The 15,146-nt window shown below is 68.7% G+C and carries 13 protein-coding genes; 11 read left to right on the forward strand and 2 right to left on the reverse strand.

Going from position 1 to position 15,146, the window contains the following annotated elements:
* Positions 1 to 47 precede the first annotated feature (47 nt).
* From ACWC5O_RS09405 to ACWC5O_RS09415, 3 genes are read left to right on the forward strand one after another with little or no spacing between them, the layout of a single operon-like run.
* Entirely contained in the window at positions 48 to 1,028 is a 981-nt protein-coding gene (locus tag ACWC5O_RS09405) for an ABC transporter permease (RefSeq protein ID WP_450581053.1), read from the forward strand.
* Between the two features lie 10 nt (positions 1,029 to 1,038).
* Positions 1,039 to 2,103, forward strand: coding sequence for an ABC transporter ATP-binding protein (locus tag ACWC5O_RS09410; RefSeq protein ID WP_450581052.1), 1,065 nt, complete (start codon positions 1,039 to 1,041; stop codon positions 2,101 to 2,103).
* A 19-nt stretch (positions 2,104 to 2,122) separates the two neighbouring features.
* A complete protein-coding gene (locus ACWC5O_RS09415; protein WP_450581051.1) occupies positions 2,123 to 3,244 on the forward strand; it encodes an ABC transporter ATP-binding protein in 1,122 nt (373 codons plus the stop codon).
* 66 nt (positions 3,245 to 3,310) lie between these two features.
* Here ACWC5O_RS09415 and ACWC5O_RS09420 read toward each other — a convergent pair whose 3' ends face one another.
* A complete protein-coding gene (locus ACWC5O_RS09420) occupies positions 3,311 to 4,051 on the reverse strand; it encodes a class I SAM-dependent methyltransferase (protein WP_450581050.1) in 741 nt (246 codons plus the stop codon).
* 483 nt (positions 4,052 to 4,534) lie between these two features.
* On the opposite strand from ACWC5O_RS09420, the gene ACWC5O_RS09425 reads away from it, so the two are divergent.
* The 8 genes from ACWC5O_RS09425 (at position 4,535) to ACWC5O_RS09460 (ending at position 14,010) form a co-directional block, all read left to right on the forward strand.
* Positions 4,535 to 5,056 (forward strand): MauE/DoxX family redox-associated membrane protein, encoded by a 522-nt coding sequence (locus ACWC5O_RS09425; protein WP_450581049.1) that lies wholly within the window; start codon positions 4,535 to 4,537, stop codon positions 5,054 to 5,056.
* A gap of 13 nt (positions 5,057 to 5,069) precedes the next feature.
* Complete coding sequence (locus ACWC5O_RS09430; protein ID WP_450581048.1) at positions 5,070 to 5,645, forward strand: TlpA family protein disulfide reductase; 576 nt, start codon at positions 5,070 to 5,072, stop codon at positions 5,643 to 5,645.
* Positions 5,646 to 5,650: 5 nt separating this feature from the next.
* Complete coding sequence (locus tag ACWC5O_RS09435; RefSeq protein WP_450581047.1) at positions 5,651 to 7,552, forward strand: ABC transporter ATP-binding protein; 1,902 nt, start codon at positions 5,651 to 5,653, stop codon at positions 7,550 to 7,552.
* The gene (locus ACWC5O_RS09440; protein ID WP_450581046.1) at positions 7,549 to 8,007 is read left to right on the forward strand and encodes a S26 family signal peptidase; all 459 of its coding nucleotides are present in this window, start codon (positions 7,549 to 7,551) and stop codon (positions 8,005 to 8,007) included. The genes ACWC5O_RS09435 and ACWC5O_RS09440 overlap by 4 nt, the downstream gene beginning before the upstream one ends.
* A 75-nt stretch (positions 8,008 to 8,082) precedes the next feature.
* Positions 8,083 to 8,223 carry a hypothetical protein gene (locus ACWC5O_RS09445; protein WP_450581045.1) on the forward strand — a complete coding sequence of 47 codons (141 nt, stop codon included), beginning with the start codon at positions 8,083 to 8,085 and terminating at the stop codon, positions 8,221 to 8,223.
* A gap of 61 nt (positions 8,224 to 8,284) precedes the next feature.
* Complete coding sequence (locus ACWC5O_RS09450; protein WP_450581044.1) at positions 8,285 to 9,358, forward strand: HesA/MoeB/ThiF family protein; 1,074 nt, start codon at positions 8,285 to 8,287, stop codon at positions 9,356 to 9,358.
* A 13-nt stretch (positions 9,359 to 9,371) separates the two neighbouring features.
* Positions 9,372 to 10,586 carry a hypothetical protein gene (locus ACWC5O_RS09455; RefSeq protein WP_450581043.1) on the forward strand — a complete coding sequence of 405 codons (1,215 nt, stop codon included), beginning with the start codon at positions 9,372 to 9,374 and terminating at the stop codon, positions 10,584 to 10,586.
* 46 nt (positions 10,587 to 10,632) lie between these two features.
* Positions 10,633 to 14,010, forward strand: coding sequence for an AfsR/SARP family transcriptional regulator (locus ACWC5O_RS09460; RefSeq protein ID WP_450581042.1), 3,378 nt, complete (start codon positions 10,633 to 10,635; stop codon positions 14,008 to 14,010).
* Here ACWC5O_RS09460 and ACWC5O_RS09465 read toward each other — a convergent pair.
* Complete coding sequence (locus ACWC5O_RS09465) at positions 14,005 to 14,826, reverse strand: AfsR/SARP family transcriptional regulator (protein WP_450581041.1); 822 nt, start codon at positions 14,824 to 14,826, stop codon at positions 14,005 to 14,007. The genes ACWC5O_RS09460 and ACWC5O_RS09465 overlap by 6 nt on opposite strands.
* Positions 14,827 to 15,146: the final 320 nt, after the last annotated feature.

Raw genomic sequence — 15,146 nt, forward strand, 5'->3', positions numbered from 1 at the left:
GCACCGGGTGCCGCCCGGACCGCCGACGTCAGAGAGCTGCCCACGCCATGCTGCGCTTCCTCGTCCGCCGGACCCTCGGTGCCGTCGTCATCCTCTTCCTGCTGAGCATCGTCACGTTCCTGCTGTTCTTCGGGGTGCCCCGGGACCCGGCGCTGCTGATGTGCGGGAAGACCTGCAATCCGGACAGCATCGCCAACATCCACCATGTGCTCGGCCTCGACAAGTCGATCCCCGAGCAGTACTGGATCTTCCTGCACAACCTGGTCATGGGCAGCAACGGCTTCGCCCAGGGCCCGTGCCCGGCCCCCTGCTTCGGGTACTCGTACCACACCAACGAACAGGTCTGGGGCACGCTGATGGACCGGCTGCCCACCACCGTCTCGCTCACCCTCGGTGGCGCGGTCTGCTTCCTCGTCGTGGGCCTCGGCACCGGTCTGCTCGCCGCCTGGCGACGCGGCACGCTGATCGACAAGACGGCCACGGCCGGCGCGATGGTCATCAGCTCGATGCAGATCTACTTCCTCGGACCGCTGGCCCTCGCGATTCTCGTCTACCAGACCCACTGGTTCGACAAACCGGCCTACAACGAGTTCACCGGCGACCCGGTCACCTGGTTCACGGGGCTGATCATCCCCTGGGTGGTCCTGTCCACGATCTTCGCCGCGCAGTACACCCGTATGGCCCGCTCGTCCATGATCGAACAGCTCCAGGAGGAACACGTACGCACCGCGCGGGCCAAGGGCATGTCCCGGCGGTACGTCTTCTTTCGCTACGCCTGGCGCGGCTCGCTGATCCCCATCGTCACCATCTTCGGCATCGACCTCGGCTCGCTGCTGGGCGGCGCCATCATCACCGAGTACACCTTCAGCCTGCCGGGCCTCGGCCAACTCGCCGTCCAGTCCGTCTTCTTCAGTGACCTGCCACTGCTGCTCGGCGTGATGCTGTTCTCGGCCACCATGATCCTGCTGTTCAACATCTTCGTCGACGCGGCCTACGCCTTCATCGACCCGCGTGTACGGCTGGCCTAGGAGCACTGTCGTGACCACTCTCACCAAAGAAGCCGGTGCTCCGGCCCCGGCCGCCGCAGGCCCCCTGCTCTCGGTGCGGGACCTGCACGTCAGCTTCAAGACCGAGGACGGCGTCGTACGGGCCGTGGACGGACTCTCCTTCGACCTCGAACGCGGCAGGACCCTGGGGATCGTGGGGGAGTCGGGCTCGGGCAAGTCGGTGACGAACCTGACCATCCTCGGCCTGCACAACCCCATGTTCACCACCGTCGAGGGTGAAATCCTCTTCGACGGGCAGGAGTTGACGACCGCCCGGGAATCGGAACTGGAGAAGCTGCGCGGCAACAAGGTCGCCATGATCTTCCAGGACCCGCTGACCGCGCTCTCCCCCTACTACACCGTCGGCCGGCAGATCGCCGAGCCGTACATGAAGCACAACGGCGCCTCCAAGCGGGCCGCCTGGGACCGAGCGGTGGAGATGCTGGCGAAGGTGGGCATCCCGAACCCCAAGGAGCGGGCGAAGGACTATCCCCACCAGTTCTCCGGCGGTATGCGCCAGCGCGCGATGATCGCCATGGCGCTGGTGTGCGACCCCGACCTGCTGATCGCGGACGAACCGACGACCGCGCTCGACGTCACCGTGCAGGCCCAGATCCTGGACCTTCTGAAGGATCTGCAACAGGAGTTCGGATCAGGCATCATCTTCATCACCCACGATCTGGGGGTGATCGCCGACATGGCCGACGACATCATGGTGATGTACGCGGGCGGCGCGGTGGAGCGGGGCACCGTCGACGAGGTGCTGCGCGCACCCCAGCACCCGTACACCTGGGGCCTGCTGAACTCGATGCCGCGCCTGGACTCCGACCTCGGTGCCCCCCTGGCTCCCATCCCGGGCACCCCGCCCTCGCTTCTCAATCCCCCGTCGGGCTGCCGTTTCCACCCGCGGTGCACCTTCCAGGACCGCGTCGAGGGGACGAGCCGCTGCACCACCGAGCGCCCGCTCCTCGCCCCCGGCCGGGCCTCGGCATGCCATCTCACCGCGGACCAGAAGCGGACCATCTTCGTCGAAGAGATCAAGCCCCGACTGGGCTAGGTCGGAGGAGGACACCGTCATGAAAGAGGACCTGGCCCTCCCGGCTGCGCGGGAGGCGACCGAGGGTGCGGAGGGGGAGCCGCTGCTGGAGGTCACGGGGCTGATCAAGCACTTCCCGGTCAAGGGCGGCTTCCCGATCCGCCGCACGGTCGGCCATGTCCAGGCCGTCGACGGCATCGACCTGGCCGTGCACGTGGGCGAGAGCTTCGGTCTGGTCGGCGAGTCGGGCTGCGGCAAGTCGACCACGGGCCGGCTGATCACCCGGCTGCTGGAGCCGACCGGCGGTACGGTCTCCTACCGCGGCCAGGACATCAGTCACGCGACGCGCAGGGAGCTGGCGCCGATCCGCTCCGAGATCCAGATGATCTTCCAGGACCCGTACTCGTCGCTGAACCCGCGGCAGACGGTCGGCAAGATCATCTCTGGACCGATGGAGATCAACGGCATTAACCCGGCGGGCGGGCGCGAGAAGCGCGTGCGGGAGCTGCTGGAGATCGTCGGCCTCAACCCCGAGCACTTCAACCGCTTCCCGCACGAGTTCTCCGGCGGCCAGCGCCAGCGCATCGGCGTCGCCCGGGCCCTCGCCCTCGAACCCAAGCTGATCGTCGCCGACGAGCCCGTCTCGGCTCTGGACGTCTCCATCCAGGCCCAGGTGGTCAACCTTCTCCAGAAGGTCCAGAAGGAACTCGGCATCGCGTTCCTGTTCATCGCCCACGACCTGGCGATCGTGCGGCACTTCTCGCAGCGCGTGGCGGTCATGTACCTCGGCAAGATCATCGAGGTGGGCGACCGCGACTCCATCTACACCCGCCCCCGGCACCCCTACACCCACGCCCTGCTGTCCGCGGTGCCCGAGGTGAACCTCGGGTCCGACGACACACCCGAGCGCGAGCGTATTCGCCTGGCCGGTGACGTGCCCTCGCCCATCTCCCCGCCCTCCGGCTGCCGCTTCCGCACCCGCTGCTGGAAGGCGCAGGACAGGTGCGCGACCGAGGAGCCGCCGCTGGTGCAGATCTCCGGAAACCGCACCGGACATCTGACGGCCTGCCACTTCCCGGAGGAGCCGACGACCGAGGCCCGCGCCGAGGACATCGTGCTGGATCCGGCGCTGGTGGCGCTGGAGGAGGAGGGCCGGGCCTAGGGCTTCAGAGGCGCCGCACCACGGCGGGGGGCGATCCTCTGGGATCGTCCCCGGCCCTTGTGCGCGCTAACCGGCCCGCCGGGCCACGGTGATGATCTCGGGGCAGTCGGGGATGAGTGGCCCCCGCTCCCAGTCCCCGTACTGCTCGACGACCGCCAGGCCGGCCTCCGCGAGGAAGTGCCGCAGCGTCTCCCCGTCCAGAAAGCGGAGGACGCCGTGGCTCACCCGGGGTGTCGACCAGTCGTCGTTCTCGTACGTCTCCGTGAAGTGGACCCGTCCCCGGGACGGAGCCTCCAGCACCTCGTGCCGGACGCGTACCGGCGAACCATCGGCGGCGGAGATCTCCCGCACCCGGTCCGGCGTCCACCTCTCCCAGGCGCGGGCCGCGGGGTTGCGGGTCTCGAAGACGAAGAGGCCCCCGTCGGCCAGGGCCGCGCGGACCGCGCGCAGACAGACACGGATGTCCTCGTCACCGACCAGTGCCTGGAAGGCGTGCCCGGTCATGACGACGAGCTCGAACTCCCCGTGCCACAGCCGCGTCCGCATGTCCCCGAGCACCCACTCGACGTCCGGGGCGGCCCGCCGCGCCTGTACGAGCATGGCGGCGGCCGGATCGAGACCCATCAGCCGGCCCTCGTGCCCCTCCGCACGTGCGCGCCGCAACAACTGCCCGGTACCGCAGCCGACGTCGAGTACGGAGCGTGCCCCCCTAAGCAGGCCGAGATAGAAGTCGTCACTCGGCCCCCAGGGGTTGAGAGCGTCGTACAGCGCTGCGAGTGAAAGATCGGTGAACGAGTGATCGACCACCGCGGCAGTCTGCCACACGTTGCTGAACGGTGCGTCAGGAATCGTACCGGTTCATGAAGTCTTCTTTCAGTCGGTCGAGTTGAAGCGCGGCGACGCCAGCCCGCCGAATCGGTTCCGGGCAACGGCGACGGAAAGGGCGTTGAAAGATACGGGAAAGCACGGCCGGAGAGGATGGGAGCAAAGGCCGGACACCCCGGTGGGAGATCCGGCCGGTGAATCCCGAACGAGGAGAATTCCGATGTCCAAGATGCTCAGTGGCATGCTGGGTCGCATTGCCGACAAGCTGCTTCCCCAGACGTCCGCAGCCGCGGGCTGCGGGGGTTGCGAACAGTTTCCAGTAGCTGGTGACAGGCGCCAGGGCCAGTACATCACCTGCTGCTGGGACGCCCACTGCGTGCTGCGTTGCTGAGGTGTCGCCGCCGCCGCGCTATGCGCGGCGGCGGCGGTCCCACCCCACCACGTCGGACCTGACCTGAGGAAGCCATGCAAGCGGTCGAGGCGTTCGGTCAGCTGTGTCTGATCACGGTGTTCGCCTGGTCGGGCGGGCAGAAGGTGCACGGGTTCCGTGCGTTTCGCGGTCACGTGTCGGCTACGGTCCCACGGCTCGGCCGACTCTCATCAGGAATGCTGGCGACGGCTGTTCCCCTGATGGAGCTGGGTGTTGTCGCATCTCTGGTGGTGCGCCCGCTGGAACGCGTCGGGCTGGCTACGGCCCTGCTTCTTCTGGCCGCTTTCACCGTCTATCTGCTCAGCCTTCTGCGCACACGGCCGGACGCATCCTGCGGCTGTGCGGGAGCGAGCGACACACCGGTGTCGGGAGCGCACCTGCTGCGCAACGCCCTCCTGCTGGCCCTGACCGCGGGCACCTGGTGGGCAGCGGTCTCCACGAGCGGACCGAGCCCGTCCCACTACGTGCTCACCGCCGCGCCCGCGGCGGTCACCGGCATCACCCTGCTCTACCTCGCGGAGCTGGTCTCGCTCCTCCGTATGACGCATGTGAAATGAGAATGGAGTGCACATGGGCATCGCGCTGTCTGCCCTCGCCTTGCTGCTGGCGTCTGCTGCCTGCGGTCTCTCCCTGGCCGTAGCGCTGCGGGTCAAGAAGCTCCTCGACCCGCTGACCGAGGAGGGATTGCTGAGCGGCCGGCGCGTCGAGGGGCCCGAGACGGGATCGCTGGTTCCCCGGCCGGGCGCTCTGGTCGGTGTGGACGGGGCGCAAGTGGAATTGCCCGCCGACGGTTCGGAGCCTTGGGTCCTGACTTTTCAGGCGGTCGGGTGCACCGGCTGCAAGCAGCAGCTTCCGGTGTACAAGAAGTTCCTGCGGAACATGGCGCTGGACCGGAGCAGGGTGTTCTCCGTCGTCGTCGGCGACAAAGGCGGAGTATCCCTCTACGACGACGAACTCGGCGAGTACGCCCATGTCGTCCACGGGGCGGACAACGCGCTGCGGCTCGTGGAGGAGCTTGGTGTTTCGATGTTCCCGACCTACCTCGTCGTGGACGGGAACGGACGGGTGCTGGCCTCGCCCCAGAGCTCGACCCGGCTGGCCGAGATCGGTGCCGGGCTTCTCGCGCCGGTTCCTGTGGGTGGCTAGTCCCCATGCCTGTACGCGCGTCACGGAGTCAACGCGGCGAATCGACTCATGGAACGGTCTTCGCGTCGCCGGGGCGGGGTGCGTCCCGCCTGAGGGGCGCCCTGTCCCTCGCCTACGAGTCCGCCGCCCCGAAGCTGATCGCCTACGCCGTACTGGACCTGGCCAGCGGTGCCGTGCCGGTCGCCGTCGGTTGGCTCACCAAGATGGCCCTCGACCGGCTGAGCAACCACGCCCCGGCACACACCTTGGTCGCACTCGCCGTCGGACTCGCTGCCGTCGGCGTCGTCCAGGCGGTCATCCCGCAGGTCATCACCTACCTGCAGGCCGAACTCGATCGCGCCACCGGGACACTCGCCCAGGGGCGGCTGTTCTCCGCCGTGACGCGGTTCGTGGGGCTGGGCCCCTTCGAGAACCCTGTCCTTCTCGACAAGCTGCGCATGGCCAAGCAGTCGGGGAGAAGCGCGCCCGGCATGGTGCTGAGGGGGACGCTCGGAGTCGTCCGGGCAGGCATCACCATCACGGGATTCCTGGCTTCGCTGGTCGCACTGGCCCCGTTGATGGCCGTGTTCGTCCTCGTCTTCGCCCTTCCCGTCCTTGCCGCGGAGATCGTTCTGTCCCGGACACGTGCGCAGATGCTCTGGCGCATCAGCCCCCGGGAGCGCCGTGAGATGTTCTTCGATCAGCTGCTCTCCCATGTCGACGCCGCCAAGGAGGTGCGCCTGTTCGGGACGGGCCGCTTCCTGCTCGGGCGCATGCAGGACGAACGACGGGCGGCGGACGCCGAAAGACGCCGCGTCGACCGTCGCGAACTCGCCACCCAGTCGCTCCTGGCCCTGCTCGCCGCGCTCGTCTCCGGTGTCGGCCTGGTCTGGGCGATCAACGCCGCGTTGTCCGGGACGCTCACACTGGGCGATATCGCTATCTTCATCGCGGCCGTCGCAGGAGTGCAGTCATCGGTCGCCCAACTGGCTGCGAACCTGGCCCAGACACACCAGGCACTGGTCCTGTTCGGGCACTACCAGGAGGTGAGCTGCGCGGGGCCGGACCTGGAGCGCGCCGCCGAGCCACGCCCGCTGCCGGCTCTGCGCAAAGGGATCGAACTCCGTGACGTCTGGTTCCGCTACGCCGAGGACCAGCCGTGGATCCTCAAGGGCGTCGACCTGGAGATTCCCCATGGCCTGAGCCTCGCCCTGGTCGGGCTGAACGGAGCGGGCAAGTCGACTCTGGTCAAGCTGCTCTGCCGGTTCTACGACCCGACACGCGGCGCGATTCTCTGGGACGGCGTCGACATCCGGGAAGTCGACCCAGATGAACTGCGGCTCAGGACCAGTGCGGTGTTCCAGGACTTCATGCACTACGACCTCACGGCGCGGGAGAACATCGCCCTCGGCGACCTGACCGCACTGAACGATCCCTCCCGGGTCACCGAAGCGGCGCGGAGGGCGGGAGTGCACCGGACGATCTCAAGCCTCGCGCAGGGATACGACACCCTGGTCACTCGCACCTTCTTCGCGGGCCTCGAGGAGGACACCGCGACGGAGGGTGTCCTACTCTCCGGCGGCCAGCTGCAACGGCTGGCCCTGGCACGCGCCCTGGTACGCGAACGGCGCGACTTCCTGATCCTGGACGAACCCAGCTCCGGGCTCGACGCCGAGGCCGAGTACGAAGTGCACACCCGTATCAGTGAGTTCCACCGGGGCCGGACCAGCTTGCTCATCTCCCACCGGCTCGGGTCCGTACGTGAGGCGGACCGGATCGTCGTCCTGTCAGAGGGGCGGATCGTGGAAGAGGGGAACCACGCCACGCTGATGGCATACGAAGGCGCGTATGCACGCCTTTTCGCCCTCCAGGCAGCTGGCTATACCGAGGAGCCGGTGTCGCCGCCAGTGGAAGGCGCCGCGCTGTGATCCGGGTCGGCCTCCTGGCAGGGATGATCTGCGTCGGCCTCGCCGCCGTGGCGCTCCTGGTCCTGCGTAAGCGGCTCGTGTCGGTCACGGTGGTGGGACACAGCATGCTCCCCACCTACCGGCCGGGCGACCGCGTCCTCGTGCGGCGCGGGACCGTGCCGGAACGCGGCGGCGTGGTCGTCGTGGAACAGCCGAGCACGGAACGCAGAGCCTGGGACCTGCCCGCTGCCGGGCTGGGCAGCAGGCAGCGCCCCATCGCCGAGCGCCCATGGCTCGTCAAGCGGGTCGTCGCCGCGGAGGGGGACACCTGGTCGACGGAGACAGGTGCGATCGACCGTGTCCCGCCAGGGCATCTGCTGCTGCTCGGGGACAACGCGTCCGTCAGTTTCGACTCGCGCCAGATGGGTCCTTTCCCAGTCGACAGGGTCCTCGGCGCCGTGTGGCGACGACTGTGACGCGCAGGAGTGGCGCCGGTCGTCCATGGACTGCCGCATCCGCGGGAGAGATGTACGGAGAGAAGGAGAAGGAACGTGCAGGACAACACGAACGTCACGCAGGACGAGGAACCGATCGTGCCCGGCGACGCCGAGGCGACGGGGCAGACCGAGTTCCTCGAGATCCGTCTGCTCGACAAGATCGAGACCATCCAGAACAAGTCGATCGTCAGATGAGTCCGGTCCGTGCCGGTGGGCCACGGGCTCGCCGGCACGGCTCTCAAGGAGCGTGGCGGTCGTGAGACATCCACGGGTGAAGCCCGAGCACACAGCCCACCGGTTCGACGACGGAACCATCCGCATCGGCGGCGAACTGTACGGAGTCGCGGCGGAGATCACCGACCCGCACGGCTGGGTCTCGGAAGCACTGAGCTTGATGGACGGAGCCACCCCGGTCGAGCAGATCGAGGCGGAACTGACCGCGCGTCACCCCCGGTTGGGTACCGGCGGCGCACGTGAGCTGGTGAAGTCTCTGCTGAACTCCGGATACCTCGAAGACACGGCCGTCGGACGCCCCGAGGGCCTCACCGACGACGAGATGGAACGATACAGCCGCAACCACGCCTACTTTCGGCGTATCGACCTGCGGCCCGACAGCGATCCATGGGCGGCACAACTGCGGCTCAAGAACGCGCGCGTGGTGGTTCTGGGTGTCGGCGGCACCGGCAGCCACGCCGCCTGGGCGCTGGCTGCCGTAGGAGTCGGCCGTCTGCACCTCGTCGACCCGGACTGCGTCGAGGTGTCCAATCTGACCCGGCAGGCCCTGTACGGCGAAGCCGACCTCGGCAGGCCCAAGGCCCAGGTCGCCGTCGAGCGCCTGCGTACCGTCAACTCGGCGGGCTCGTTCACCTGCGACATCCGAATGGTGGCCACCGAGGACGCGCTTGCCGAACTTGTCTCGCAGTGCGATGTCTTCGCCCTGTGCGCCGACGAGCCGCGCAACGACCTCATCGCCAAGATGACCAGCAGGGTGTGTGCCGCACGGGGCGTTCCCTGGGTGGTCGCCGGATACAACGGCCCGCTGGTGACTGTCGGCGTGTACGGCCCCGACGGTCCCTGCTTCGAATGCGTCGGAGCGGGGGAGGAGGCGAAGCTCAAGCCCGGCTGGCACCCGGACCTGGGGGGCACCGGTGTGCTCGCCCCGGCCGCGGGAATCTCCGGACAGCTCATCGCCCATGAGGTGGTCTCGCTGCTCACGGGAACGGGCAGGCGCGCACCGGGGTATGTGCGAGGCCTCAACCTGATCGCTCCCGACCACCTGGTCGACGTACGGCATCCGGCCCGACCGGAGTGCCCGCTGTGCCATCCGTGACCGGGCATCGACCGTGACATCGACCACGGACGATCACGCGCCGAAGGTCGCCTTCCACGCACTGGAATTCCGCCGTGACAGAGGCGAGTGGATCGTCGGCAGGCAGGGCGGTGAGCAGGTCGTCGCCCTCCCCGAGATCGGCATGGCTGCGGTCCGGCTGCTGGCCTCGGGGAACACGGTCGAGGAGACGAGGCGCAGCCTGCGTGCGGACACCGGCCGTGACATCGACGTCCGGGCCTTCACGGAGCGGCTCGCGGCAGCCGGACTGGTGGCGTCCATCGGCGACCGGCGGTTCGCGGCGGCGCCGGTCGTTTCCTTCCCGTGGTTGCGCCCGCATCACGTTCGCTGGGTCATGAACCCGGTTCTGCAGGGTTTCGTTCTGCTCGTCCCGGTGTCCGCTCTGCTGGCTGTGCTGGTGCGGCCATGGGCCCTGCCGTCCTGGGATGAACTTCTGTGGACCGAGTACGGCACGTTCACGGTGCTGGTGCAGTGCACGGTCGCTGTGTGCCTCATCGCCCTGCACGAAATGGCTCACCTCGTGACGGCCCGTGCCGCGGGTGTGCCCGGGAGGATCCGCCTCGGCACCCGTCTGCAGTTCCTGGTGGCGCAGACAGAGGTGTCAGGGATCTGGCTCAGGAGCCGGAGGGAACGACTCACGGTCTACCTGTCGGGGATCGCCGTGGACGCGATGGTGTGGGGCGGCTGTCTGCTTGCTCGCTGCCTCGGGGCGAACTGGGCCTTGTTGCCCGTGGTCGCGATGACCTTGATCACCGCGCTGGCGAACCAGTGCCTGGTGTTCATGCGCACGGACCTGTACTTCGTCATCCAGGACCTGACGGGCTGCCGGAACCTGTACGGCGACACGGGACGCTGTCTGCGCCATGTCGTAGCACGTCTGTGCGGACGCCGTTCCGAGGATCCCCTTCGTTCCCTGCGCGCGGCCGAACGGCGATGGCTGAAGGTGTACGTGCTGGGCATGGTCATGGGCACCGCAACCTGTGTCTTCATCGGCCTCCGCATCCTCGCCGAGGTGACCTGGCCGCTGTTTCACCGCTCCCTCGGCCTCCTGGCGGGCCCCGCCGATGCGTGGACCCGACTCGATGCGCTGACCACCGTCCTGATTCTGGCCGCGCTGCAGACCCTGTGGGCCCGCCTGTGGTGGAAACGGCACGCGGGCCGCGTACGCCGGGCGCTGCACATCCTGCGCAGACGGCTCCCCGGGGGGTGATAGGGCTTTCGTTGCCTGCCGGATGACGCTGGTTTATTTTCTGCTGATGGTCATCCCCCAGCCGCGGTTCCGCCTGCTCGGCTCTCTCGATGTCAGGCTCGACGGGAGCGACGCCGTGGCCCTCACCGGACGACAGCGGGCTCTGTGCGCCCTGCTGTTGTTGCACACCGGGCGTGTCGTGTCGGTCGAGCGGCTGGCCCAGGGGCTGTGGGGCGAACGCCTGCCCAGCGCATCGGCCGCCCGGGTCCGGGCGCTGGTCGCCGAGGTGCGCCGCGCCCTGGGTCCGGCCGGTGCCGGCCTGCTGGCCACCCAAAAGCCCGGCTACGTGCTGCGCGTGGCCCCCTCCGACGTCGATGTGTTCGTCTTCGAGGACCTGGTCAGGGAGGGTGCGCGAGCCGCGGCGAGCGGTGCGTGGGCGGAGGTGTACCGCTGCCACGACGGTGCCGTCTCCCTGTGGCAGGGTGACCCCCTTCCCGACCTGCCGACGATGGACGCGGAACGCCGGCGCCTCACCGAACTGCACATAGCGGCCCTGGAAGGCAGGGCGGAGGCCGATCTGGAGCTGGGCCGGTGTGCAGCCGCCATCGCGGAGCTGGTCCGTCTCACCTCGGAGCACCCGCTCCGGGAACACCCGCACGCCCTGCTGATGCGCGCCCTGCAGCGTGACGGCCGGACCTCCGAGGCCCTGTCGGTCTACACCGCGTTGCGCCGAAGAATGGTGGACGAACTCGGTGTCGACCCCTCCGACGAGTTGGAGGCCCTGCACCGGCGCCTGCTGACCGGCGACTCCGCAGCGGCCGCGACGGCGGCGCCGCCTCCTGCCGCTCAGGACAGGCGGGTGCCGCGCCAACTGCCTCGTGCTCCTCACCGCTTCGTCGGACGGAGCGCGGAACTGCGTCAGCTCGACGCGTCCCGGCTGAGCGCGGAGAAACTCGCCCTGATCGTGGGGCCGGCGGGGGCCGGGAAGACGGCGCTCGCCATGCACTGGGCGCACCGCATTGCGAACGGCTTCCCTGACGGGCAGCTCTTCCTCGACATGCGGGGGTTCGACGCCGCCGAGCCCATGACAGCGGAGGAGGCTCTTCCGCTGCTGCTGCAGGGGCTGGGCAGCGCACCGCGTGACATCCCGCTGAGCCTGGAGGCACAGACCGCGCTGTACCGAACGCTTCTGGCGGAACGTCAGATGCTCGTCGTTCTCGACGATGTGGCCGACGCGTCCGTTGTACGGCGTCTTCTGCCCGCCTCCAGCGGATCGCTCACCGTGGTGACGAGCCGACACAAGTTGAGCGGACTGGTGACCCTGGACGGGGCCCACCGGGTGGTCTGCGATGTGCTGGACAGCGGTGAGGCCCTGGAGCTGCTCGGCACCGCGGTGGGTCCGGAGACCGTCGCAGCAGACCCGGAGGCCGCCGCCCGCCTGGTCGAACTCTGCGACCACCTGCCGCTGGCCCTGTGCGTGGCCGGCTCTTGGGTCGGTGACCGGCCCGGGAGCATTGCGGCCTACGTCCGTGACCTCGCGGAGCGCGGACGGCTTGCGCGGCTGCACGTGGAAGGCGAGGAGAGCGTCGCCGTCCGGGGCGCGCTCGACGTGTCGTACGAATCGCTGCCGGACGAGGCGAAGCGGATGTTCCGTTCGCTCGGCCTGATGGCGGGCACCGGGCGCTCGGTCGCCGCGGCGGCGGCCGGTGCGGGACTGGACGAGTTCCGGGCAGCCGATCTCCTCGGCCTCGCCCAGCGCGTCCATCTCCTGCGCGACACCGAGCACGGTCGGCCCACCTGGCACGACCTCGTGCACGAGTACGCCAGGGAGCGCGTGCTCGTGGAGGAAGGCGAAGCGGAGAGACGGGCGGCCCTCGACCGCATCCTTGACCACTATCTGCAGAGCGTCGTCAACGCGGCCGCCGCAAGCGGCATGTATGTCCCGCACAGCCGTCCGGCCGCCGTCGATGGCTCGGCGCCGCGCGTTTTTCAGACACAGGGAGAGGCCGTCGACTGGTTCGACGGTGAATGGGACGACATCACGGCAGCGATCGGGCACGCGGCTGAGCAAGGTCCCGCCCGCTATGCGTGGCAGCTCGTGGATGCCCTGCAGGATCTGCTCCACCATCGGCGCCCGCTCTCCGAGTGGATACGGCTGGCACGTCTCGCCCGTAGAGCGGCCGAACGAGAAGGCGACACCCTCGGTCAGGCCGCCGCGTGTATCTCGATGGGGGGTGCCCGGTGGAGGGACGGTGACTTGAGAGAGGCACTTGGAGAGTACGAAACGGGTGAACTCCTGGCCCGCCGGGCCGGTTGGCTCTACGGGGAGGCAAAGTGTCTTCAAGGTAAGGGAGTGACCCTCAAGCTCTTGGGCGAGCCGCACAAGGCACCGCCCTGTTACAACCGTGCCATCTCCATCTACCGCACCCTCGGCATGACCAGGGCCGAGAAGATGATGCTGATCAACACGGCTTCCCTCTACGGCACCCTTGGGCGGCTCGCCGAAGCCGAGAAGGCGGTCGTCCAGGCACTGGCGCTCACCGACGGTGCAGGGGACCACGTCCACGCGATGGCCCTCGTGAATCTGGCACTGGTGCTGCAGGAACAGGCAAGGTTCGACGAGGCGAAGGACGCGTTGCGCAGGTCCTTGCTCGCATCGCGGGACTCGGGCTCGGTCTACGCGGAGGCAGTGACGCTGGAGACGCTGGCGCGGGTCCGGAGCGACGCCGGCCAAGATGCCCGTGCGATCCGGGCGTACGAAGACGCGATCCATCTGTCCCAGCAGGTCGGCAACCGGAATTGCCAGGTGGACTCCCTCGTCGGCCTTGCCTCTGTGAAACTGCGGAGCAGACACGTGGACGAGGCGGCCAAGTATCTCGACACGGCCAGGGAAATCGCCGAAGAGACGGGCCACATCACAGGGGTCGTCGAAATCCTCTTCGTGCGGGGTGCCTTGAGCTGTGCGGTTGAGCGATACAGTGACGCGCTGACCCACCTGGACAGAGCCGCAGGCATGGCAGCGGAGGGGAACGTCCTCACGCTGCCGCGCATCCGTACGGTCGCCGCCGTGGCCCTGCTGGAGTCGGGGGAACTTGACGCGGCTTCGAACTCTGCGGACCAGGCTGCCGAATTCGCCGGGCGATCGGGTCAACGCCTCGTAGGTGCCCGGGCGTTGATGGCCCGCGCAGCCGTCCACGAGTCCAGCGGCGACTTCCGTCGCGCGCGGGCGGTGCAGGACGAGGCCGAAGCCCTGTTCGCCGGCATAGGCACCCCGGCCCACCTCCGGACGGCCGCGTTCTGGGGTACCGCGCCGGGCGCGCGGCACACGTCCGGAGTACGGCGACGCCCTCGGCCGGAGCTTCCCACCGACGCGGAGTTGCGCCTCCAGGTGCACCTGACCCGCCACTTCGATGACGTCACTGCTGAGCGATCCGCCGGCTCATGACGCCAGCGCGTCCAGAACCGGGCGGCCGGTGCGGATGCGGTCGTCCCTGCGCAGGATGCGCTCGTGCAGGGCGCGCAGCTCGTGCCCGGGTTCGTCGCCGAGTCCGTCGACCAGTCCGGTGCGGATCCGGTGGAAGGAGCGCAGCGCCTCGTCCTGGCGTCCGCTCCGGTACAGGGCCAGCATCAGCAGCCCGGCAACCCTCTCGTCGAGGGGATGCAGGGCGGCCAGCTGATGGAGCTGTGGTACGTACTCGTCATGGCGGTCCAGTCGCAGCCCCACTTCCGCGCCGTTCAGCAGTGCGGTTCGCCATTCATGGCGGAGCGTCACGCGCACTCCGTCCGCCCACCCCGTCCGGATGCCGGACAACGGATCGCCGTGCCACAGGGAGAGCGCCTCTTCGTACAGGCTCAGCGCCTGTTCGTCCTCTGACCGGCAGACGGCACCCCTGGCCTGCCGGACGAGTGCCCGGAAGCGGCAGGTGTCGACGGCTCCTTCGTCGATCACCAGGACGTACCCTCCTCGCCGCCGGACCACATCGCCCGCGACCTCGCCGGTGCCGAGGCCCTGGAGCGCCTTCCGCAGCCGGGTCGCCAACGTGTAGAGCGCGTTGCGTGGGTGAGTCGGCGGCATCTCCTCCCAGACCCGGTCGATGACGTCCTCATCGGCCACGAATGTGTTGGGCGGCCACGCCAGCGCGGCCAGCAGGGCCCCGACCGCGGGGGAAGCCGAGACCCGGTCCCCGCGGTCGGTGCGCAGCTCGATGCAGCCGAGGAGTTGAACGTTCATGCAGATCCCCCGATGGTGTGTGCCGGTCATGCGCCCACTGTGTGGGGCCGGTGTTCGGGTACTGCATGGATCGTGCATGGGAGCCATTGCGAGCGTGCGGCCCCGATCGCGTCGGAATCACGAACCCCAAGGGACGTCAAAGCAATACACGTGGCAATCGGTGCCGGTGTAGCAGCACTTTTGATAGTGCCGGACGCCGGCTATGGTCCGTATCGTGTGCCAGCAGTCCGGCGCGCAGGCCGCTGCCGCTGACGTGCGGGGGAGCAGCCGGTCGGTGACACGCCTGGCCGCGGTGAGAAGGAACGCGCGCAACGTGGTGGTCCTTTCCCGAGAGGGGTTCCGGAACGGGA

The organism is Streptomyces sp. NPDC001450, from assembly GCF_053597295.1.

Excerpts from the sequence above, each read along its gene's own strand:
- ACWC5O_RS09430 (WP_450581048.1), top strand. The coding sequence starts at position 5,070 with ATGGGCATCGCGCTGTCTGCCCTCGCCTTGCTGCTGGCGTCTGCTGCC.
- ACWC5O_RS09460 (WP_450581042.1), top strand. The coding sequence starts at position 10,633 with ATGGTCATCCCCCAGCCGCGGTTCCGCCTGCTCGGCTCTCTCGATGTC.
- ACWC5O_RS09465 (WP_450581041.1), bottom strand. The coding sequence starts at position 14,826 with ATGACCGGCACACACCATCGGGGGATCTGCATGAACGTTCAACTCCTC.
- ACWC5O_RS09425 (WP_450581049.1), top strand. The coding sequence starts at position 4,535 with ATGCAAGCGGTCGAGGCGTTCGGTCAGCTGTGTCTGATCACGGTGTTC.
- ACWC5O_RS09435 (WP_450581047.1), top strand. The coding sequence starts at position 5,651 with ATGCCTGTACGCGCGTCACGGAGTCAACGCGGCGAATCGACTCATGGA.
- ACWC5O_RS09405 (WP_450581053.1), top strand. The coding sequence starts at position 48 with ATGCTGCGCTTCCTCGTCCGCCGGACCCTCGGTGCCGTCGTCATCCTC.
- ACWC5O_RS09415 (WP_450581051.1), top strand. The coding sequence starts at position 2,123 with ATGAAAGAGGACCTGGCCCTCCCGGCTGCGCGGGAGGCGACCGAGGGT.